The 20,765-nt window shown below is 48.7% G+C and carries 18 protein-coding genes and 2 tRNA genes; 16 read left to right on the top strand and 4 right to left on the bottom strand.

The window, feature by feature from the left end; genetic code table 11:
- Positions 1-232 precede the first annotated feature (232 nt).
- Entirely contained in the window at positions 233-1,261 is a 1,029-nt protein-coding gene (locus ACVA53_RS06620) for a porin (RefSeq protein WP_446504744.1), read from the bottom strand.
- 522 nt (positions 1,262-1,783) lie between these two features.
- Here ACVA53_RS06620 and greA point away from each other — a divergent pair.
- Positions 1,784-2,257: a transcription elongation factor GreA gene (gene greA / locus ACVA53_RS06615; protein WP_255041943.1), complete on the top strand. Its 474-nt coding sequence runs from the start codon at positions 1,784-1,786 to the stop codon at positions 2,255-2,257.
- 96 nt (positions 2,258-2,353) lie between these two features.
- Here greA and yhbY read toward each other — a convergent pair whose 3' ends face one another.
- Positions 2,354-2,650, bottom strand: coding sequence for a ribosome assembly RNA-binding protein YhbY (yhbY, locus tag ACVA53_RS06610; protein WP_107300350.1), 297 nt, complete (start codon positions 2,648-2,650; stop codon positions 2,354-2,356).
- Positions 2,651-2,788: 138 nt separating this feature from the next.
- Here yhbY and rlmE point away from each other — a divergent pair, with 138 nt between their 5' ends.
- From rlmE to nlpI, 15 genes are all read left to right on the top strand, one after another.
- Positions 2,789-3,418 (top strand): 23S rRNA (uridine(2552)-2'-O)-methyltransferase RlmE, encoded by a 630-nt coding sequence (gene rlmE, locus ACVA53_RS06605; RefSeq protein WP_255041945.1) that lies wholly within the window; start codon positions 2,789-2,791, stop codon positions 3,416-3,418.
- A gap of 49 nt (positions 3,419-3,467) precedes the next feature.
- The gene (gene ftsH, locus ACVA53_RS06600; RefSeq protein WP_446504743.1) at positions 3,468-5,444 is read left to right on the top strand and encodes an ATP-dependent zinc metalloprotease FtsH; all 1,977 of its coding nucleotides are present in this window, start codon (positions 3,468-3,470) and stop codon (positions 5,442-5,444) included.
- An 80-nt stretch (positions 5,445-5,524) separates the two neighbouring features.
- Positions 5,525-6,364 carry a dihydropteroate synthase gene (folP, locus tag ACVA53_RS06595; RefSeq protein ID WP_446504742.1) on the top strand — a complete coding sequence of 280 codons (840 nt, stop codon included), beginning with the start codon at positions 5,525-5,527 and terminating at the stop codon, positions 6,362-6,364.
- Positions 6,365-6,411: 47 nt separating this feature from the next.
- Positions 6,412-7,749, top strand: a complete 1,338-nt coding sequence (gene glmM, locus ACVA53_RS06590; protein ID WP_255041948.1) for a phosphoglucosamine mutase — start codon at positions 6,412-6,414, stop codon at positions 7,747-7,749.
- A 197-nt stretch (positions 7,750-7,946) separates the two neighbouring features.
- Complete coding sequence (gene secG / locus ACVA53_RS06585) at positions 7,947-8,279, top strand: preprotein translocase subunit SecG (protein WP_446504741.1); 333 nt, start codon at positions 7,947-7,949, stop codon at positions 8,277-8,279.
- Positions 8,280-8,291: 12 nt separating this feature from the next.
- Positions 8,292-8,376, top strand: a tRNA-Leu gene (locus ACVA53_RS06580).
- Between the two features lie 57 nt (positions 8,377-8,433).
- Positions 8,434-8,510, top strand: a tRNA-Met gene (locus ACVA53_RS06575).
- 178 nt (positions 8,511-8,688) lie between these two features.
- On the top strand, positions 8,689-9,144 hold the full coding sequence (rimP, locus tag ACVA53_RS06570; RefSeq protein ID WP_255041950.1) for a ribosome maturation factor RimP: 456 nt from the start codon (positions 8,689-8,691) through the stop codon (positions 9,142-9,144).
- A 22-nt stretch (positions 9,145-9,166) separates the two neighbouring features.
- Complete coding sequence (gene nusA, locus ACVA53_RS06565; RefSeq protein ID WP_255041951.1) at positions 9,167-10,654, top strand: transcription termination factor NusA; 1,488 nt, start codon at positions 9,167-9,169, stop codon at positions 10,652-10,654.
- A 27-nt stretch (positions 10,655-10,681) separates the two neighbouring features.
- A complete protein-coding gene (infB, locus tag ACVA53_RS06560) occupies positions 10,682-13,432 on the top strand; it encodes a translation initiation factor IF-2 (RefSeq protein ID WP_255041953.1) in 2,751 nt (916 codons plus the stop codon).
- Positions 13,433-13,527: 95 nt separating this feature from the next.
- A complete protein-coding gene (gene rbfA / locus ACVA53_RS06555; RefSeq protein WP_107350682.1) occupies positions 13,528-13,926 on the top strand; it encodes a 30S ribosome-binding factor RbfA in 399 nt (132 codons plus the stop codon).
- A gap of 3 nt (positions 13,927-13,929) precedes the next feature.
- Positions 13,930-14,874, top strand: coding sequence for a tRNA pseudouridine(55) synthase TruB (gene truB / locus ACVA53_RS06550; protein WP_255041956.1), 945 nt, complete (start codon positions 13,930-13,932; stop codon positions 14,872-14,874).
- Between the two features lie 123 nt (positions 14,875-14,997).
- The gene (rpsO, locus tag ACVA53_RS06545; RefSeq protein WP_006646210.1) at positions 14,998-15,267 is read left to right on the top strand and encodes a 30S ribosomal protein S15; all 270 of its coding nucleotides are present in this window, start codon (positions 14,998-15,000) and stop codon (positions 15,265-15,267) included.
- A 247-nt stretch (positions 15,268-15,514) separates the two neighbouring features.
- Positions 15,515-17,638 (top strand): polyribonucleotide nucleotidyltransferase, encoded by a 2,124-nt coding sequence (gene pnp, locus ACVA53_RS06540; RefSeq protein WP_373689554.1) that lies wholly within the window; start codon positions 15,515-15,517, stop codon positions 17,636-17,638.
- A 173-nt stretch (positions 17,639-17,811) separates the two neighbouring features.
- Positions 17,812-18,729 carry a lipoprotein NlpI gene (gene nlpI, locus ACVA53_RS06535; RefSeq protein WP_255041966.1) on the top strand — a complete coding sequence of 306 codons (918 nt, stop codon included), beginning with the start codon at positions 17,812-17,814 and terminating at the stop codon, positions 18,727-18,729.
- A 94-nt stretch (positions 18,730-18,823) separates the two neighbouring features.
- Here nlpI and ACVA53_RS06530 read toward each other — a convergent pair whose 3' ends face one another.
- Together ACVA53_RS06530 and ubiU are read right to left on the bottom strand one after the other, a co-directional pair.
- The gene (locus ACVA53_RS06530) at positions 18,824-19,699 is read right to left on the bottom strand and encodes a U32 family peptidase (RefSeq protein WP_446504740.1); all 876 of its coding nucleotides are present in this window, start codon (positions 19,697-19,699) and stop codon (positions 18,824-18,826) included.
- A 10-nt stretch (positions 19,700-19,709) separates the two neighbouring features.
- Positions 19,710-20,717, bottom strand: coding sequence for a ubiquinone anaerobic biosynthesis protein UbiU (ubiU, locus tag ACVA53_RS06525; RefSeq protein WP_446504739.1), 1,008 nt, complete (start codon positions 20,715-20,717; stop codon positions 19,710-19,712).
- Positions 20,718-20,765: the final 48 nt, after the last annotated feature.

The raw sequence follows: 20,765 nt of genomic DNA, 5'->3' as shown, positions 1-20,765 counted from the left end.
TGGCCCCTGTTTTCTGAACGATGAGTTTGAACATTAGATATTGAACATGGATATTTGATTCTCATTACACCCATGATAAACAATATGGGACAGATAAAAAGTCAGAGGCAGGAAAGCTTGTTGGAGCGGGGACAAAAAGTCTCTATAACAAGAGATTGCAAACATAAAAAAACACCGGCCAGAAGGCCGGTGCTTAGAAAAGGCTGTGTTAACGCTCTATATCCAAATTGGATTAGAAGTCGTAACGTGCACCTAGTACGAACTGGTCAGAAGTATCTGCACGAGTATCAGCACCTGCATCAGAAGTGCTTAGGTTGTTGAACTTGTATGACGCGTAAGTACGGAAGTTCTTGTTGAAGTAGTGAGTCGCATCGATAGCGATTGCATCTACTAGAGCTTCGTTAGATGAAGCGTCTGCGTCTTCTAGGTAGTTGTAAGTACCTGTGAATACAGTTTTGCCGTAGGTGTAAGCTGCCGCAAATTCGTAACCGCGTACTTTCGCAGCGTCAGTGTTGCGTGAGTCTTGGTAAAGACCTGCTACGTAGAAGTCACCCATGGTGTAAGAAACACCAGCGAATGCGTTTTTAGCTGTCTTTTCTAAAGCGGTATCTTCATCAATTAGAGCTTCTTGCTCACCGTAACCCGCACCGAACGTTAGGCCCATATCCAGTGCGTACATTGCACCGATAGAGTAGCCGTCAACGTCGTAGGTGTATTTTGCGCCATTTACGTCTTCAGCGTCGTTGTCACCAGCGAATACGTAGTTAGCTTTAACAACTAGGTTGTCGCCACCTAGGTCGAAAGAACCCACGTACGCTAGGTTGTTAGACGTACGGTCAGCTGCAGCAATTTTACCACCCGCTTCGTTACCGTGGTAAGACATGATATCAGTCATGTCAGTGATCATGCCTAGAGAGCCGTCAGTCTTACCGTAAACAACTTGGCCGAAATCGCCGCCGATACCTGCGTTTAGGTGACGGTTATCAACTTTACCGCCTTTGTATTCAGCGTATTCACCTTCGTAGAAGCCGATGCCGTATACAGAATCAGTAATGTCTGTTTTTGCTGCAATATTAATACGTGTACGAGTCTGATCAGTAACTTTGCTGTCACCAGCGTCGTTGTCTGTCATTACCGCACGTGCTTCAATACGACCGCCAATTGCTAGGCTTGAAGTTTCGTCAGAGTAAACTTCCGCTGCTGTTGCTACAGAAGAGATTGATGCTGCTGCTACTGCTAGAGCAATCAGTTTCTTGTTCATTGTCGAATCCTTTTGGAATTATTTTGTTGTATGCATATCAATGCTAAATGCATGCTGTTCTTTTTACTGGTCTCTGGCCCGATCTGTTAGTAAAAAAAACTGAAAAATACTTTATTCCAATAGGTTGCGATCTTTTTGTGATGCTTATTGTCTTTAATATCAGTTGTTTATAGGTATTAAATAAAGTTCGGCTTTAAGGGCGTTTTTTAGCTGTTTTTAGGATTTGGTTCTTGCTTTTTTAGTCGGAAATAATTGTTTTATTAAATGTTTTTGTGATCTTTAGCGCATAAATTTTAAACGGCATGCGCTAGGCGTATGAATTGTGAAATTTTTATGATTTCTGACCGATAAGCTAGCGTCTGTCATGTAAAGTGTGCCGCTCAATGAACAGGATGATCTCTTGGGCATCTTTGTTTAGAATGAAGTGTTCCCATTAGTAATCGCTGAGTTCGACCAACCTGTCGGACTGGCTTTGTTTTGCCTAATAGCAGTCGCTATACGGGCGTTGAGGTAATAAGAGTTATGGATAAGATTCCAATGACGGTACGCGGCGAGAAGCTGCTACGCGAAGAGCTGGAAGTATTAATGAAGCGTCGCCCGATCATTTCACAGGCCATTGGTGAAGCACGTGAATTGGGTGACCTGAAAGAGAATGCTGAATATCATGCTGCCCGTGAAGAGCAGGGTATCTGTGAAGCGCAGATCCGTGATATCGAGTACAAGTTGTCAGTATCGCAGGTGATTGATGTCACCAAGATACAGAACACCGGTAAAGTGATCTTCGGTACGACAGTCAGCCTGATTGATGTGGATACAGAAGAAGAAGTCACGTATCAGATCGTGGGTGACGACGAGGCAGATATCAAAGCCGGTCGTATTTCGGTGAACTCACCGATTGCTCGTGGTCTTATCGGTAAAATGCAGGATGACGAAGTGACAATCACCACACCGGGCGGTGCGCGTGAGTTTGAAATTTCGGAAGTTGCTTACATTTAATATGACTAAAGTGTTATTAAATGTATCTGTAAAGAATGGATCATGGCATTCCGTGCCATGATACAGGCATAAAAAAGGCCGCAGCGGCGGCCTTTTTTATTTGCGCGGAAGCTCGATCTTACGTTCTTCGCTCTGGCGGTACAGTACCAGTGTCTTACCGATCACTTGGACTTTTTCTGCCTTGGTTTCGCGAACAATTGCGTCAACGATCAAAACCTTGGTCTCGCGCTCTTCAGCAGCCACTTTAACCTTGATAAGCTCGTGGTGGTTAAGTGCCAGTTCAATTTCGGCAATCACGGCTTCAGTCAGGCCATTTGCGCCCATTAGGACAACAGGCTTTAGGTTGTGGGCAAGACCTTTAAGGTATTGCTTCTGCTTGGTGCTTAGATTCATGTCGGCTCTATTATTAAATTAGGGTTGAAAACCGCGTATTCTAACGCCATATAGTCTAGAAGACTAATTTGTTTAGTATACGCCATTTGTGGTGTTGCTGAGTATACTTGATAAGTACCCAAACTCATTAGGTAAATCATGAGTAAGAAAAAACATTCGGGCAGTTCTGGCCGATGGCTGAAGGAACATTTTGATGACAAATATGTTCTAGAAGCTCAAAAAAAGGGCTACCGCTCTCGCGCGATTTTTAAAATCGAAGAAATTCAAAACAAAGATAAGCTCCTGAAGCCCGGCATGACCGTGGTCGATTTGGGAGCGGCTCCTGGTGGGTGGTCACAGTATGCGGCAGAGGTTGTTGGTGATGAGGGGCAGGTGATTGCCTGTGACATCTTGTCAATGGACTCGCTACCTGGTGTGAGCTTTCTGCAGGGGGATTTTCGAGAGGAGGCAGTCTTGGATGCGCTGCTTGAGCGTATCAAGCCGGATATGGTTGATGTCGTGTTATCTGACATGGCACCGAACATGAGTGGCAACTTGGCTTCAGATCAGCCTAGAGCTATGTATCTTGTTGAACTAGCATTAGATATGTGTAGACAAGTACTTGCGCCTGATGGCAGCTTTGCGGTTAAAGTTTTCCAAGGTGAAGGCTTTGACCAATATCTGGCAGAAGTGCGTAGTATGTTCAAGGCAGTCAAAATTCGTAAGCCAGATTCGTCACGAGATCGCTCTCGTGAGGTATATATTGTGGCTACAGGTTACAAACTGTAGTACCCTAAATTCATCTATTAGTTATCGCGAGGTTAACACCTTGAGTGACATGGCAAAAAACTTGATTTTGTGGTTGGTCATCGCTGTGGTTCTGATGTCTGTTTTTCAGAGTTTCGGTCCCGGTGATAGTGCTGGCCGTCAAGTCGACTATACAACCTTTGTCCGTGAAATCGGTCAGGATCAGATAAGGGAAGTGCGATTCAATGATCGTGAAATTACCGTATTCAAACGTGATAACACGCGATACGTCACTTATCTACCTGTCGTTAACGACCAAAAGCTGTTAGACGATCTTATTAACGCTAACGTAAAGGTCATGGGTACTCCGCCTGAGGAGCCAAGCCTACTGGCCTCAATCTTTATATCCTGGTTCCCGATGCTCTTGCTCATCGGTGTCTGGATCTTCTTTATGCGCCAAATGCAGGGCGGCGGTGGCAAAGGAGCCATGTCGTTCGGTAAGTCTAAGGCTCGCATGATGAGTGAAGACCAGATCAAAACAACCTTCGCTGACGTAGCGGGTTGTGATGAAGCCAAAGAAGACGTGAAAGAGTTGGTGGATTACCTGCGCGATCCAAGCCGCTTCCAGAAACTGGGCGGTAAGATCCCAACGGGTGTCCTGATGGTTGGTCCTCCTGGTACGGGTAAAACGCTGTTGGCGAAAGCCATTGCCGGTGAAGCGAAAGTTCCATTCTTTACTATTTCAGGTTCTGACTTCGTTGAAATGTTTGTCGGTGTGGGTGCATCCCGTGTCCGCGACATGTTCGAGCAAGCGAAAAAAGCTGCACCTTGTATCATCTTTATCGATGAGATTGATGCGGTAGGTCGTCAGCGTGGTGCTGGTGTAGGTGGTGGTCACGATGAACGTGAGCAAACCCTGAACCAGATGCTGGTTGAGATGGATGGTTTCGAAGGTAACGAAGGTATTATCGTTATCGCCGCGACTAACCGTCCTGACGTACTGGACCCTGCGCTATTGCGTCCTGGTCGTTTCGACCGCCAGGTTGTGGTTGGCTTGCCTGATGTCCGCGGCCGTGAGCAAATTCTTAAAGTTCACATGCGCAAAGTTCCGCTGGATGGAGATGTGAAGCCAGAGCTTATCGCTCGTGGTACACCGGGGTTCTCAGGGGCTGACTTGGCGAACTTAGTCAACGAAGCCGCATTGTTTGCAGCCCGTGGCAACAAGCGCACCGTGTCGATGGTTGAGTTCGAACTGGCGAAAGACAAAATCATGATGGGCGCAGAGCGCAAGTCAATGGTGATGACCAACGAGCAGAAAGAGTCAACGGCTTACCACGAGGCTGGCCACGCGATTATCGGTCGTTTGGTTCCGGATCACGATCCGGTTTACAAGGTCTCTATCATTCCTCGTGGCCGTGCACTGGGTGTAACCATGTATCTGCCTGAGCAGGATCGTGTTAGCCACTCTCGTGAATTCTTGGAGTCAATGATTTCAAGCCTTTACGGTGGTCGACTCGCTGAAGAGCTTATTTACGGTGTTCAAAAAGTATCTACCGGTGCCTCGAATGATATCGAGCGTGCAACAGATATCGCCCGTAAGATGGTGACTCAGTGGGGCTTCTCTGAAAAGCTAGGTCCATTGCTTTATGCTGAAGATGAAGGCGAGGTTTTCCTTGGCCGTTCAGTAACGCAGAGCAAGCACATGTCAGACGATACGGCGAAGCTTATCGATAATGAAGTTCGTACGCTTATTGACCGCAACTACGAGCGAGCGCGTGAAATCCTAGAGCAAAACATGGATATCATGCACGCAATGAAAGATGCGTTAATGAAGTACGAAACCATCGATGCTGGTCAAATTGATGACCTGATGGAGCGTAAGCCAGTTATCCGAGCACCAAAAGGCTGGGGTAACGAGGACGACACCATGAAAGCTGACGCTGTTGCTGACGAGCAACCTGCTGAGCAAGAGGAAGCGGCGGCTGAGCCAAAAGCCGAAACGCAACCTGAGCAAGCACCTGATACTCAATCAGTACAGAACAAAGAAGACGACAAGCCACAAGCCTAATCGTTGCTAGCTAATCAAAAACCCCGACTTAGTTCGGGGTTTTTTGCATATAGAACACCGAATATCCAGGAGCGGTACGCGTGATCCTCAAGAGCAAAACCAAAACGTTAGATCTTTCCCGTCCCCACACCATGGGGATTTTGAATGTCACCCCAGATTCTTTTTCCGATGGCGGGCGCTTTAACCGGATGGACGCGGCTTTGCGCCATGCCGAGGAGATGCTGGCGGCGGGCACGTCGATTTTAGATATTGGTGGCGAATCAACGCGGCCGGGTGCCGATGAGGTATCGGTTGAGCGTGAGCTTGAGCGGGTAGTACCGGTGATTGAAGCCTTGCGTCAGCGTTTTGATTGCTGGATTTCGGTTGATACCAGCAAGGCGCAGGTGATGAGCGAGGCGGTAACGGCAGGCGCCGATTTGATCAATGATGTCCGTGCCCTGCAAGAGCATGGAGCACTTGAGGCTGCAGCCAAGGCCGGCGTTCCTATTTGTGTAATGCATATGCAGGGTCAACCGCGTACAATGCAACATCAGCCGTCATACCAAGATGTTATCGCCGATGTCGGTGACTTTTTGGCTGAGCGAATTCAAGCCTGTGAGCAGGTCGGGATCCCCCGTGAGCAGTTATTGCTCGATCCCGGTTATGGGTTTGGTAAGACCCTGGAGCACAATTATCAATTGCTGGCTCACCTTGATGAGTTCCATCGTTTCGGCCTGCCGTTATTGGTTGGCATGTCACGAAAGTCGATGGTGTTCAAATTATTAAATAAACAACCAGCCGATTGCCTGGCTGGTAGCCTTGCCTGCGCTGCTATCGCCGCAATGAAAGGGGCACAGATCATCAGAGTTCACGATGCGAAAGAGACCGTTGATGTCCTCAAAGTGTGCGAGATGACACTGTCCCAGTTGCGGAGCGAGTAAAAGCCGGCGGGCAAGAAAGAAAATAGATAAGTTGCTAGGAGCAGATAATGGCAGAACGTAAGTACTTTGGTACCGACGGGATTCGTGGTTTGGTGGGCAAAGCCCCAATTACACCGGACTTTGTATTGAAACTGGGTTGGGCGGCTGGACGTGTATTGTCCCAGCAGGGCACCAAGAAAGTGATTATCGGTAAAGATACCCGTATCTCTGGCTACATGCTGGAATCGGCACTGGAAGCAGGCTTGGCAGCCGCTGGCTTGCAGGCGGCATTTACCGGCCCAATGCCAACCCCGGCTGTTGCTTATCTCACACGTACGTTTCGTGCAGAAGCGGGTATCGTGATATCGGCGTCCCATAACCCTTATTACGACAATGGCATTAAGTTCTTCTCATCAGAAGGAACAAAACTGCCGGATGAGATCGAATTGGCGATTGAAGCCGAAATGGACAAGCCCCTGACTTGTGTTGAGTCGGCAATGCTGGGCAAGGCATACCGCATTAACGATGCGGCCGGTCGTTATATCGAATTTTGTAAAGGCACTTTCCCGAGTAAGTACGACTTGTCAGGCTATAAAATTGTGGTCGACTGTGCCCACGGCGCGACATATCACATTGCGCCAAGCGTGTTCAAAGAATTAGGTGCCGAGGTGATCACTATTGGCTGTGAGCCAAACGGCACTAACATCAATGACAAAGTGGGCGCGACAGATGTTGCGGCTCTTCAAGCTAAGGTATTGGAAGAGAATGCAAACTTTGGTATTGCGCTAGATGGTGATGGCGACCGGGTGATCATGGTCGACGAAGAAGGCAACAAAATTGATGGTGATCAGATCGCCTACATTATTGCCCGTGATGCTTTGCGCCGCGGCGAGCTCAAAGGCGGTGTAGTCGGTACGCTGATGACAAACCTTGGTATGGAAAATGCCCTGAAGAACCTGGGGATCCCGTTTGTCCGTGCCAAGGTCGGTGACCGCTACGTGATGGAAGAGCTGAAGAGCCACGGTTGGTTGATCGGTGCCGAAAACTCAGGCCATGTTATCTTGCTTGACAAGGTGACGACGGGCGACGGTATTGTCGCTGGCCTACAGGTGATGGCGTCGATTGTCGGCAGCAAGATGACCCTAAAAGAGTTGGCGGATGGCATGACCATGTACCCTCAGGTACTGGAGAACGTCCGTTTTGAAGGGGATTCTAATCCGTTGGAATCTGATGCAGTTGTTGCTGCAACCGCAGCCGTTGAAGCTAAACTCGGTGATAAGGGGCGCGTCTTGTTACGCAAATCAGGCACTGAACCTTTGATCCGTGTAATGGTGGAAGGGGAAGATGCTGCGCTGGTTAAAGAGTCAGCCTTGCTGATTGCTGACGCAGTGAAAGAAAATTGCTGATATAGCCCTAAATTCAACTGACGGGTGTCGGTTTTGTCTAAATCTTCGACAAGTAATTCAAGAAACAGAGTTTTCGTTGATATTTTACTTGTCAGTGAAGAGCGCTTTCGCTAGTATTCATTCCGCTCCTAATGGAAGGGGTGCGCTGGCACTGCTGAAGCAAAGCCGGCACAACAATTTAACCATAGGTGGAACCCATGTACGAAATTCTACTTGTGATTTATCTGTTGGCTGCGCTTGGTGTTATTGGCCTAGTTTTGGTTCAGCAAGGTAAAGGCGCAGATATGGGAGCTTCATTTGGGGCTGGCGCATCAGGAACCCTGTTTGGCGCGAGCGGCTCTGGAAACTTTTTGACCCGAATGACCGCAGTTTTTGCGACTATCTTTTTCGTCATCAGCCTAGTGCTTGGTAATATGAGCGCCAAAAAGGCAAACGAAACAAGTGGTTGGGAAGACCTAAGCGCTCCGGCGACTGAGCAAGTTGTTGAGCCAATTCAGAATGCACCCGTTAACAGTGACATTCCTGAGTAAATAAAGAATTTAGCCGAGATGGTGAAATTGGTAGACACGCTAGCATGAGGTGCTAGTGCCGCAAGGTGTAGGGGTTCAAGTCCCCTTCTCGGCACCATTATTAGTCACTTGAAAGAGTGCTGTCTGATCGATATAATCTGTATCAGATTACGGACGCGGGGTGGAGCAGCTTGGTAGCTCGTCGGGCTCATAACCCGAAGGTCGTCGGTTCAAATCCGGCCCCCGCAACCACTTTCCGAAAAAACAGCTATTATTAGTAAGGTTGTTTTTTCTATCACAGCGACCCGCTGTGGTAATCAGGGTCCAGTGATAAAAAACCCCGTAATTCGGGGTTTTTTATTATCTGAAACATGACCATTCAGGTATCTACTGGGCTTTATAGCCCTTTTTTTGTTTCCGGGGGGTTGTCTTGACAGCTTTAGAGATGCAATTGACCGAACTGCTTGATGCGCCGGTAACGGCGACAGGCTATGAACTTGTCGGTCTGGAATTTATCCGTGCAGGTGAACACTCAACACTACGAGTATTCATCGATCATGAAAACGGTATTAACGTTGATGATTGTGCCGAAGTAAGCCGCCAGGTAAGCGCGGTGATGGATGTTGAAGATCCAATCACTGTAGCCTATCACCTGGAGGTCTCTTCCCCTGGTCTAGAAAGGCCGCTTTTTAAAGCCGCACATTACCAACAGTTTATTGGCCACGAGGTCAACCTGGTGTTGAAAATGGCGATGGGCAACCGTCGTAAGTGGAAAGGTGATATCGTTGCCGTTGAAGGTGAGCTTGTCACATTAAATGTTGATGGCAATGAAGAAACATTTGCACTGAGCAATATTTCCAAGGCCAACCTGGTTCCAAAATTCTAACCGCTAAATTGGGGCATTAGAAATGAACAAAGAAATCTTGGCTGTCGTTGAAGCGGTATCCAACGAAAAAGCTGTACCTCGTGAGCGTATCTTTGAAGCACTAGAGATCGCACTGGCCACAGCAACGAAGAAAAAACACGAAGCGGAAATCGATGTTCGCGTAGCTATCGACCGCAAGACGGGTGAATTCGAAACCTTCCGTCGCTGGAAAGCGGTTGAAGAAGTGACTCAGCCTACGCTGGAAATCACTTTGGAAGCAGCCCAGTTTGATGATGAAACCATCGAGCTTGACGGCTTCGTTGAAGACGAAATCGAATCGGTTACTTTCGATCGAATCACCACGCAGACTGCGAAGCAGGTTATCGTACAAAAAGTACGAGAAGCTGAGCGTGCTCAAATCGTTGAACAGTTTATTGACAACGAAGGTGAGCTAATCACCGGTGTAGTAAAGAAAGTTAACCGCGATGCTGTTATTATTGACCTTGGTAATAATGCAGAAGCTGTTATCCAGCGCGACGACCAGTTGCCACGCGAAAACTTCCGTCCAGGTGACCGTGTTCGTGGTCTTCTGTACGCAGTACGTCCTGAAGCGCGCGGTTTCCAATTGTTCATGACTCGCTCTAAGCCTGAGATGCTATCAGAGCTATTCCGCATCGAAGTGCCGGAAATCGGCGAAGAGATGATTGAACTGATGGGTGCGGCTCGTGATCCAGGCTCTCGTGCCAAGATCGCTGTGAAGACTAACGACAAACGCATTGACCCTGTGGGTGCATGTGTGGGTATGCGTGGTGCACGTGTACAGGCTGTCTCTGGTGAACTCGGTGGCGAGCGTATCGATATCGTACTGTGGGACGAAAATGCCGCTCAGTACGTGATCAATGCGATGGCTCCAGCAGAAGTAAGTTCTATCATCGTTGATGAAGACAACCATACTATGGATATCGCTGTTGAGAAGGATAACCTTGCTCAGGCAATCGGCCGTAGTGGTCAGAATGTTCGCTTGGCGTCTCAGCTGACTGGCTGGGAACTGAACGTGATGACAGTTGAAGATCTTCAGAAGAAACACCAAGAAGAAGCCCAAGAGTCTATTGAAGTGTTCACTAAGCACCTTGATATCGACGCTGACTTCGCCACTGTATTGGTTGAAGAAGGTTTCACTACGCTTGAAGAAATCGCCTACGTACCGGTAGCCGAGCTGATGGGTGTCGATGGCCTGGATGAAGACACAGTTGAAGAACTGCGTAACCGTGCGAAAGAAGCGCTAACCACGCTTGCCCTTGCTCAGGAAGAAACTTTTGAAGGTGTTGAGCCTGCTGAAGATCTACTGGGTCTGGAAGGCTTGGAGCGTGAACTTGCGTTTAAGCTGGCTGCGAAAGGCGTTACAACGCTAGAAGATCTTGCTGATCAGGGTACTGATGATCTTACTGATATCGACGGCGTCGATGAAGCAAGAGCGGGCGAGCTGATTATGGCTGCTCGTAATATTTGCTGGTTCAGTGACGAAGCATAAAAATTTCATACGCAAGGGAGAAGCAGCATGTCAGAGGTTACAGTTAAAGCATTAGCCGAGGAAATTGGTACGCCGATTGACCGTGTGCTTCAACAGTTTGCCGATGCTGGTATCAGCAAGAAAGCTGAAGAAAGCGTAAGCCAACAGGAAAAACAGACACTGTTAGCCCACCTGAAGAAAGAACATGGTGGCGATAGCAGTGCTGGCGAGGCTCCTACACGCCTTACTTTGCAACGTAAGACCCGAAGTACGCTGAGTGTTTCGGGCTCAGGTGGCAAAAATAAAAGTGTTCAGGTAGAAGTGCGCAAAAAGCGCACCTACGTAAAGCGTTCTGCGCTTGAAGAAGAACAGCGTGCCGCGGAAGAAGCAACACGCCAGGCTGAAGACAAAGCCCAGCGCGAAGCGGAAGAAGCCGCTCAGCTAGCAGCCAAAGAAGCTGCCAAGCGTGAAGCAGAAGAGCAGGCAAAACGCGAAGCTGAAGAAGCTGCTAAGCGTGCTGCTGAAGAAACGCGTTTAGCTGAAGAAAAAGCTAAACAAAATGCAGAACAGAATGCAGATCGTAATGCTGAGGACCAGCAGAAGCGTGATGCAGAAGATAAGCGTTTGGCCGAAGAAAAAGCTAAACGCGCCGCCGCTGATGAACAGGCTAAAAAAGAAGCTGAGTCGCTACAACGTCGCCGGGAAGAGGAAGCCAAGCGTAAAGCCGAAGAAGACAGTCAGCGTCAGCTAGAAGAGGCACGCAAAATGGCAGAAATGAATGAAAAGAACTGGTCAAAACCTGACCAGGAAAAAGGTAATATGGATAAAGCAGACTACCATACTACAACGTCTAGCTACGCACGCGCAGCTGAAGACGAGCAAGATCGTAAGGAAGAGGGTGGTACTACCCGTCGTCGCAAGAAGAAAAAAGCGGCTCCTAAACAAGACAACCGCGGTGGCCGTAACCAGCGTGGCCGTGGTAAGCCTCAGATGAACAAGCCGACGTCAATGCAGCATGGCTTTGACAAGACCGCGACCGTTGCTAAGCAAGATGTCGTGATCGGCGAGACTATCGTTGTTTCTGAACTTGCTAACAAGATGTCTGTAAAGGGCGTTGAAGTTATCAAGGTGATGATGAAGATGGGTGCGATGGCAACCATCAACCAGGTTATTGACCAGGAAACTGCAGCACTCGTTGCAGAAGAAATGGGTCACAAGGTTGTTCTACGTAAAGAGAACGAACTTGAAGAAGCGGTACTGTCTGACCGTGACGAAAACCTATCTGTTGTTCCTCGTGCTCCTGTTGTTACCATCATGGGTCACGTTGACCACGGTAAAACATCAACACTGGATTACATCCGTAAAGCGCACGTTGCTTCTGGCGAAGCGGGCGGTATTACGCAGCACATCGGTGCATACCACGTTGAAACTGACAACGGTATGATCACTTTCCTTGATACTCCTGGACACGCCGCGTTTACCGCAATGCGTGCCCGTGGTGCTCAAGCGACAGATATCGTTGTTCTTGTTGTTGCAGCAGATGATGGTGTAATGCCACAGACTGTTGAGGCAATCCAGCACGCGAAAGCGGCAGGTGTTCCTCTAATTGTTGCTGTTAACAAGATCGATAAAGAAGACGCAAACCCAGACAACGTTAAGAATGAGCTAGCTCAGTACGATGTTATCCCTGAAGAGTGGGGCGGTGAGAACATGTTTGTTCACATCTCTGCGAAACAAGGTACTAACATTGACGGCCTGCTAGAAGCTATCTTGCTTCAGTCTGAAATTCTTGAACTGACAGCAGTTGCAGAAGGTATGGCGAGCGGTGTTGTTGTTGAATCACGCCTAGATAAAGGTCGTGGTCCAGTTGCAACAGTACTTGTACAAGCCGGTACTCTTCGCAAAGGTGACATCGTTCTTTGTGGTCTTGAGCACGGTCGTGTTCGTGCAATGCGTGATGAGCTGGGTCAAGAAATCGACTCTGCGGGTCCTTCTATCCCGGTTGAGATCCTTGGTCTTTCTGGTGTGCCTTCTTCAGGTGATGAAGCAACTGTTGTACGTGATGAGCGTAAAGCACGTGAAGTTGCACTTTACCGCCAAGGTAAATTCCGTGACGTGAAACTGGCTCGCCAGCAGAAAGCGAAGCTGGAAAACATGTTCTCGAACATGACAGCCGGTGAAGTCGCTGAACTTAACGTTGTACTGAAAGCTGACGTACAGGGTTCTGTAGAAGCGATTGCTGACTCACTACGCAAGCTATCAACTGACGAAGTTAAGGTTAACATCGTTGGTTCTGGTGTTGGTGGTCTGACTGAGACTGATGCCGTACTTGCTGCAGCCTCTAACGCGATTCTTCTTGGCTTCAACGTTCGTGCCGATGCATCTGCGCGTCGTACCATTGAAACTGAGAACCTTGACCTACGCTACTACTCAATCATCTACCAGTTGATTGACGAAGTGAAAGCGGCAATGGGCGGTATGCTGTCTCCTGAATTCAAGCAGGAAATCATTGGTCTTGCTGAAGTTCGTGACGTGTTCAAGTCGCCTAAGATCGGTGCTATCGCCGGTTGTATGGTTACTGAAGGTACCATCAAGCGTAACAACCCAATCCGCGTATTGCGTGATAACGTTGTTATCTACGAAGGTGAGCTTGAGTCACTACGTCGCTTCAAAGACGACGTTCAGGAAGTTAAGAACGGCTACGAGTGTGGTATCGGCGTTAAGAACTACAACGATGTTCGTGTTGGCGACCAGATCGAAGTTTACGAAATTGTTGAAATCCAGCGTACTCTTGACTAATTTCAAGAGTCAACAAGCTGTTTTATAACAAATAATTTTATGGGGAGCTTCGGCTCCCCATTCTTTCAAGAGAGTTTTCTCTAAGAGAGGATTGAATGTCTAAAGAATTTAGCCGTACTCAGCGTGTTGCTCAGCAGCTGCAAAAAGAGTTGGCAGTGATCCTACAGCGCGAGTTGAAAGATCCACGCATTGGTATGACAACTATCTCAAGTGTTGATGTATCACGTGATATGAACTACGCGAAAGTGTATGTAACTTTCCTTACCATTGGCGAGCAAACACCGGAAGGTAGTTTGGAAGCACTCCGTGAAATTGCACCATACATCCGTTCATTGCTAGGTAAGGAAATCCGCCTACGTGTGACGCCTGAGCTAAACTTTATCTTTGATCAATCTTTGACTGAAGGTATGCGTATTTCTAACCTGGTTTCAAAAGCTGTGCGTGATGACGAAGATCGCCGCGGTGACGAGCCAGAAGCTGAAGGCGAGGAATAAAGCATGGCACGTCGTCGTAAGGGCCGTCCGATAGACGGTGTTATTCTGGTGGATAAGCCAACGGGCATTAGTTCAAATGATACACTTCAGAAAGTGAAGCGTATCTTTTTTGCTCAAAAAGCTGGCCATACAGGAGCGTTAGATCCTTTAGCGACGGGCATGCTGCCGATTTGTTTCGGTGAAGCGACAAAGTTTTCCCAGTTCTTGTTGGACTCGGATAAACGCTACCGGGTGATTGCCAAACTGGGTGAGCGCACTGATACCTCAGATTCTGATGGTGAAGTGGTGCAGACCCGGGAAGTGAAAGTCGACCGTGGCCAACTTGAACGCTGCATTGCCAAGTTCCGTGGCACCACCGATCAAATCCCGTCGATGTACTCGGCATTGAAATACCAAGGCCGTAAGCTGTACGAATATGCCCGCGAGGGAATTGAAGTACCCCGTGAATCTCGCAAAATCACTGTTTATTCTGTGGAGCTGCTGCGCTTTAGCGATAACGAAGTAGAAATGGAACTGCATGTGTCGAAAGGCACTTACATCCGTACTATCGTTGATGATCTTGGTGAGATGTTAGGATGTGGTGCACACGTCACCTTCTTGCGCCGGACGGGAGTATCCAACTACCCAATGGAGCGGATGATGACCATTGAGCAGCTTGAAGCCCTGCTTGAACAGGCCAAGGAGCAAGATATTGCCCCTTCAGAGCTGCTGGATCCACTGTTGCTACCCACTGACACCGCGGTGCAAGATCTACCTGAAGTGAATATCCCTCCAGCATCGGCGGTATATATCCTTAATGGTAACCCGGTTCGTGCGGGCCGTTTGCCGGCAGAAGGTACGCTAGTGCGAATTACTGTTGCTGAACAGAAAGAGTTCATCGGCATTGGCGTGGTTGATCCAGAGGGTCAGTTGGCACCTAAGCGTGTTATGGCGAACCCGCAGGCATAGCGAAACAGCAATAAATTATCTTGTAGTTATTTTGCGCTCCACGTATAATCCGCGGCTCGGGTGTCGGCTGAATCAGAGATTGGCTGGCGCAAATTAGAAACATCTTTGTATTAGGAATGAGTTATGTCTCTGAATGCAGAAACTAAAGCAGCAATCGTTGCTGATTACGCGCAGTGCGAAAACGACACTGGTTCACCTGAAGTTCAAGTTGCTTTGCTAACAGCACAGATCAACCACCTTCAAGGTCACTTTGCTAACCACAAGCACGACCACCACAGCCGTCGCGGTCTACTACGCATGGTTTCTCGTCGTCGTAAGCTTCTAGACTACCTAAAAGGTAAGAACCTAGATCGTTACCAAGACCTAATCAAGCGTCTAGGCCTACGTCGCTAAGATTGCTTTCTGAAAGGAGCCGAATGGCTCCTTTCTTTTTATTCCTGCACTTCCATCTGTAATAACACGAGTCGTTTTCGTCGACCTTTAGGTCGCGACTAATGACAGTTTTCCTCCCGAGAGGGAATTTTCATTAGTCGCGATACGTGAAATTACCGTAAAGTGCTTTTCATCACATGACGCTTTTCCTTGTGTCAGATATACTTAACGGCGCAAATAGAAAGCGGATTAAATTAAGGAAATTCACGTGAATCCTATCGTAAAGACTTTCCAGTACGGTAACCACACGGTTACTATCGAAACTGGTGTAATGGCACGTCAAGCTACTGCTGCTGTAATGGTAAGCATGGATGATACGTCTGTATTCGTCTCTGTTGTTGGTAAGAAAACAGCGGTTGAAGGTCAAGACTTCTTCCCTCTAACTGTTAACTACCAAGAGCGTACTTACGCTGCGGGTAAAATTCCTGGTGGTTTCTTCAAGCGTGAAGGCCGTCCATCAGAAGGCGAAACACTAACCGCTCGCCTGATTGACCGTCCAATTCGTCCGCTATTCCCAGATGATTTCAAGAACGAAGTACAAGTAATTGCTACTGTTGTTTCTATCAACCCAGACGTTAACCCAGATATCGTGACAATGATCGGTACATCTGCGGCACTGGCTATCTCTGGTATTCCTTTCAATGGCCCTATCGGTGCAGCACGTGTTGGTTTCATCAACGATCAGTTGGTATTGAACCCGAGCAACACTGAACTTGAAGAGAGCAAGCTAGACCTTGTTGTCGCGGGTACTGAAGGCGCAGTATTGATGGTTGAGTCAGAAGCTGACCGTCTATCTGAAGAGCAAATGCTACAAGCGGTTGTTTACGGCCACGACCAGCAGCAAGTTGTTATCAACGCGATCAACGAGTTCGCGGCTGAAGTAGCGACTCCTGCATGGGATTGGACAGCACCAGCTGTAAACACTGAGCTTAAAGCACTTGTTGCTGAAAAAGCAGAAGAGCGTCTATCGACGGCTTACCAAATCACAGAAAAGATGGCGCGTTACGAGCAAGTTGGCGCAATCAAATCTGACGTAGTTGAATCACTACTTGCAGAAAACGAAGCACTAGACGAGCGCGAAATTCGTGACATGCTTGGTTCTCTAGAGAAGAACGTTGTACGTAGCCGCATCATCGCTGGCAACCCTCGTATCGATGGCCGTGAAAAAGACATGGTTCGTGCGCTAGACGTACGTACTGGTGTACTTCCGCGTACTCACGGTTCTTCACTATTCACTCGTGGTGAAACTCAGGCGCTTGTGACTGCAACGCTTGGCACCCAACGTGATGCACAAATCATCGATAGCCTAATGGGTGAGAAGAAAGATCACTTCCTTCTACACTACAACTTCCCTCCATACTGTGTAGGTGAAACAGGTTTCGTTGGTTCGCCTAAGCGTCGTGAAATTGGTCACGGTAAACTGGCTAAGCGTGGTATTGCTGCAGTAATGCCATCTGTTGACGAATTCCCATACACAGTACGTGTTGTATCAGAAATCACAGAATCTAACGGTTCATCGTCAATGGCTTCTGTATGTGGTACGTCTCTTGCGCTTATGGACGCAGGTGTGCCAATCAAGGCATCTGTTGCGGGTATCGCAATGGGTCTTGTTAAAGAAGGCGATGACTTTGTTGTTCTTTCTGACATTCTGGGTGACGAAGACCACCTAGGTGACATGGACTTCAAAGTAGCGGGTACTGAAGACGGTATCACTGCACTGCAGATGGATATCAAAATCGAAGGTATCACCAAAGAAATCATGCAGATTGCTTTGAACCAAGCAAAAGGTGCGCGTACGCATATCCTTAGCGTGATGGACGAAGCAATCAACACGCACCGTGAAGATATCTCTGAGTTTGCTCCGCGTATCCATACGCTGAAGATCAACCCTGAGAAGATCAAAGACGTGATCGGTAAAGGCGGTGCTGTTATTCGTGCACTAACCGAAGAAACTGGCACAACAATCGAAATCGAAGACGACGGTACAGTGAAGATTGCTGCGACCGAAGGTACTGCTGCGAAAGAAGCTATCCGCCGTATCGAAGAGATCACTGCTGACGTTGAAGTTGGCCGCATCTACACCGGTAAAGTAATGCGTATCGTTGATTTCGGTGCATTTGTTTCTGTTATCGGTGCGAAAGAAGGTCTTGTTCACATTTCTCAGATCTCTCAAGAGCGTATCGAGAAAGTGGCTGATCACCTTGAGATGGGTCAAGAAGTACAAGTTAAGGTACTGGAAATCGACCGTCAGGGCCGTATCCGCCTGAGCATGAAAGAAGCACAAGCTGATCAGAACCCAGCAGCCGCTGGCGAAGAGAAGCCAGAAGCATAAGGCTTTTTGCTAAAATCATGATATAAAGGGGCTATTCAGCCCCTTTTTTTATTTTATTGAGACCTTACCGGAAAATCCCTTGCATTAATCGGTCAGGAGAACGCGGTGGCGTCTCTTATGGGCTACGATGGTATATGCTAGAGATAGACGTGTCTCACTCAGGGAGAACTGCATTGATTGCAAATAGGATAAAACTCACGTGCCTTGCACTGGTCTTGATACTTTCCGGCTGTTCATCACCCCAGTCGCAATGGACCCAGCCACCGATGGCGGTACCGTTCCAGCCGACTATCCAACAACAAATTCAGTTGGCCCGGATTGACCAGCTGCTAAAGCGTGATGACTTGGATAACCAAACCTTGGCGCAGGTCTATTATGAGCGTGGCTTGCTACATGACAGCCTGGGGCTGCGTGACTTGGCAAGACTGGACTTCAACCAGTCACTTTCTCTGAAACCGGATCAACCGGATGTCTTCAATATCTTGGGTGTGTACTTTACCCAAGGCGCCCATTTCGATGCTGCCTATGAAGCCTTTGACTCGACCCTTGAGCTCAATGTCCGCCATCCTTTTGCTCAGCGTAACCGTGGTATTGCCCTGTATTATGGTGGCCGCTATGAATTGGCATTTGACGATCTCAATGCTCACTATCAGCACAATATCAATGATCCTTACCGGGTGATTTGGTTGTATATCGTAGAGCTTGAACAAGACTCTGAGACCGCTACTGAGAAATTGCGTAACCGCTATGATGCCGCTATTGACCATCAAGACTGGGGCTGGCAAATCGTTCGCCTTTACCTTAATGATGTCAGTGAGTCTGAATTCCTGCGTCAGATCGCCACTGAAAGTGAAGACAATGATGTGTTGGCAGAACGCCTGACGGAAGCGTATTTCTATCTGGGCAAGCGCTACCACTCCAACAAAGACTTTTCTTCAGCGTTGATGCTCTACAAGCTGACCTTATCTGCTAATGTCTATGAGTTTGTCGAGCACCGTTTTGCCTTGCTTGAGCTAAACCGTCTGATGACAGAAGTAAGCCTTAGCCAACCGGTTGAGCCGCCTGCACCGCCAGCGCAAGAGGAAGTGTGATTTAGTCATTTCAGGGCGAGACAAGATTTAAACAAAAGCCGCGGCAATGCAATTGCCGCGGCTTTTTTGTTAAAGATGCTAAACGCTCTCAGGTCTACTCGATGTTAAGACCGGCGAGGTTATGCCAGTAGCCGTTGCAGTGGTGGCCACCTTTTAGTGGTTGCTGCTGCTCACCATGCTGGTTGGCACGGAAGCTATCGACCAGCGACAGAGTGTCAATGCCCATCGGGCTGAGGCGTACGACGTCCACCAAGCCAGCCATACCCGGCTGATCGTTGATCAGGTTGTAGCAGTAACCTGATTGGGTCTGGATGCCGTTGAGGGTAAAGACTTTCTGCTCTTCCTGGCTGTTGACCGTGATCCCTGTTGGGTATTTGATACAGCAGGTCTCGCAGTCGTCTTTCGCTTTGTCTTCAGCGCGGGCGGTGAAACAGCGGGCCGAGTAGGCGAGCGGCAGGTAGCCGTAGCTGAACACCTCGGTTTCGAATTTGTCACGGATCCCCAACTGTTCACACTCGCTGGCCACGTTCTGCAGCCAGTCGCGTGATAGCTCAACCGGCATACACCAGCGGATCATGCCTTTTTTCAAAAACAGGTTGAGGGTCTGGGCGTTGTAGCAGTTCACCGCAGGGCCAACCACGAAGGGGACCTTGCTTTCATGGGCCAGCTGGATTGCCGAAACATCGTTGGCCTCGATCGCGAAGTCGCCGTTATCAATGTATTTTTTCATTACATTGACCTCACTTGGCGCTTCGAGCAGGGCCATGGTGGACAATACGACCTGTTTGCCGCTGGCAGAAAGCGTCTTAGCAATATCGAACCAGTGTGCGGGCTTCATCTCGCGGCGTTTGGAGCAGACGGTTTCGCCAAGGTAGATGATATCGGTGTTAGCCTCTGCAGCCTGCTGGTAGAACGCCTCGACGTCCATTTTTGGCCAGAAATAGAGTAGGGGGCCAAGAGAATATTTCATTGTTGGCTCCTTATTGCCATTTACGGTGGTAGGCACCGAGGGTGGTTTGCTTGCCTTCCGATACATTGCCGAGGCAGGCATTCCAAGCTGGCTCAACGCTGTAGTTCTCCGGTGAGGCTAGGTAGCGGTCAATCGCAGCACGCCAGGTTCGGGTGACCTGCTCGACATAGGCAGGGCTGCGTTGGCGGCCTTCGATTTTCACCGAGGAAATATTGGCCTTGAATAGCTCAGGTAAGATCTCAAGGGTATTGAGGCTGGTTGGCTCTTCGAGTGCATGGTAGCGGCGATCTTCGCCATCAAGGTTGACGTCGAACCGGCCCTTGCACAGGGTTGGGTAACCGGCATTCTCACCGTGGGCATAGCGGTCGATCAGCACTTCGTTGAGGCGAGACTCCAGACCCGTTGAGGTTTCCTGCCAGCGGACGAATTTTGCCGGCGAACAGGCACCAACGGTATTCGGCGACTCACCCGTCATGTAGGAAGACAGGTAGCAGCGTCCCTCTGACATGATGCACAGGCTACCAAAGGCGAATACTTCTAGCTCGACATTGGTATTGCGTGCCAGTTGCTTGACCTGGTGGATCGACAATACGCGCGGCAAGACAACCCGTTTAACATTGAAGTTCTGCTGGTAGAAATCTATCGCGGCGGTATTGGTCGCCGAAGCCTGTACCGATAAGTGCAGCTCGAGATCCGGATACTTGGCTGCGGCATACTCCAATACTGCGATGTCTGCGACGATCAGTGCGTCGACCCCCATGGCAGCAGCGTTGTCGACCGCATTGCGCCAGCGATCAAAGCCATCGGGATGGGCAAAAGTATTGAGGGCAACATGCAATTTACGGTCGTGGTCACGCACGTACTGCACGGCTTTTTCGAGTTTACGTCCTGTAAAGTTTAAACCTGCAAAGTGGCGCGCGTTGGTATCGTCTTTGAAACCGATATAAACCGCGTCGGCGCCGTTATCAATGGCAGTTTTCAGCGCCGGTAAGTTACCGGCGGGGCAGAGTAGCTCCATATTATTTTTATCTACCAGTGTGTAAAATTAAGTAATAGAAGCAAATAG

The sequence above is a fragment of the Photobacterium sp. DNB23_23_1 genome, assembly GCF_052873815.1.
This window is presented reverse-complemented; position numbering and strand designations above follow the sequence as displayed.

Coding starts and splice junctions, on each gene's coding strand:
- ACVA53_RS06620 (WP_446504744.1), bottom strand. CDS start 1,261: ATGAACAAGAAACTGATTGCTCTAGCAGTAGCAGCAGCATCAATCTCT.
- greA (WP_255041943.1), top strand. CDS start 1,784: ATGGATAAGATTCCAATGACGGTACGCGGCGAGAAGCTGCTACGCGAA.
- yhbY (WP_107300350.1), bottom strand. CDS start 2,650: ATGAATCTAAGCACCAAGCAGAAGCAATACCTTAAAGGTCTTGCCCAC.
- rlmE (WP_255041945.1), top strand. CDS start 2,789: ATGAGTAAGAAAAAACATTCGGGCAGTTCTGGCCGATGGCTGAAGGAA.
- ftsH (WP_446504743.1), top strand. CDS start 3,468: ATGGCAAAAAACTTGATTTTGTGGTTGGTCATCGCTGTGGTTCTGATG.
- glmM (WP_255041948.1), top strand. CDS start 6,412: ATGGCAGAACGTAAGTACTTTGGTACCGACGGGATTCGTGGTTTGGTG.
- secG (WP_446504741.1), top strand. CDS start 7,947: ATGTACGAAATTCTACTTGTGATTTATCTGTTGGCTGCGCTTGGTGTT.
- nusA (WP_255041951.1), top strand. CDS start 9,167: ATGAACAAAGAAATCTTGGCTGTCGTTGAAGCGGTATCCAACGAAAAA.
- infB (WP_255041953.1), top strand. CDS start 10,682: ATGTCAGAGGTTACAGTTAAAGCATTAGCCGAGGAAATTGGTACGCCG.
- rbfA (WP_107350682.1), top strand. CDS start 13,528: ATGTCTAAAGAATTTAGCCGTACTCAGCGTGTTGCTCAGCAGCTGCAA.
- truB (WP_255041956.1), top strand. CDS start 13,930: ATGGCACGTCGTCGTAAGGGCCGTCCGATAGACGGTGTTATTCTGGTG.
- rpsO (WP_006646210.1), top strand. CDS start 14,998: ATGTCTCTGAATGCAGAAACTAAAGCAGCAATCGTTGCTGATTACGCG.
- ACVA53_RS06530 (WP_446504740.1), bottom strand. CDS start 19,699: ATGAAATATTCTCTTGGCCCCCTACTCTATTTCTGGCCAAAAATGGAC.
- ubiU (WP_446504739.1), bottom strand. CDS start 20,717: ATGGAGCTACTCTGCCCCGCCGGTAACTTACCGGCGCTGAAAACTGCC.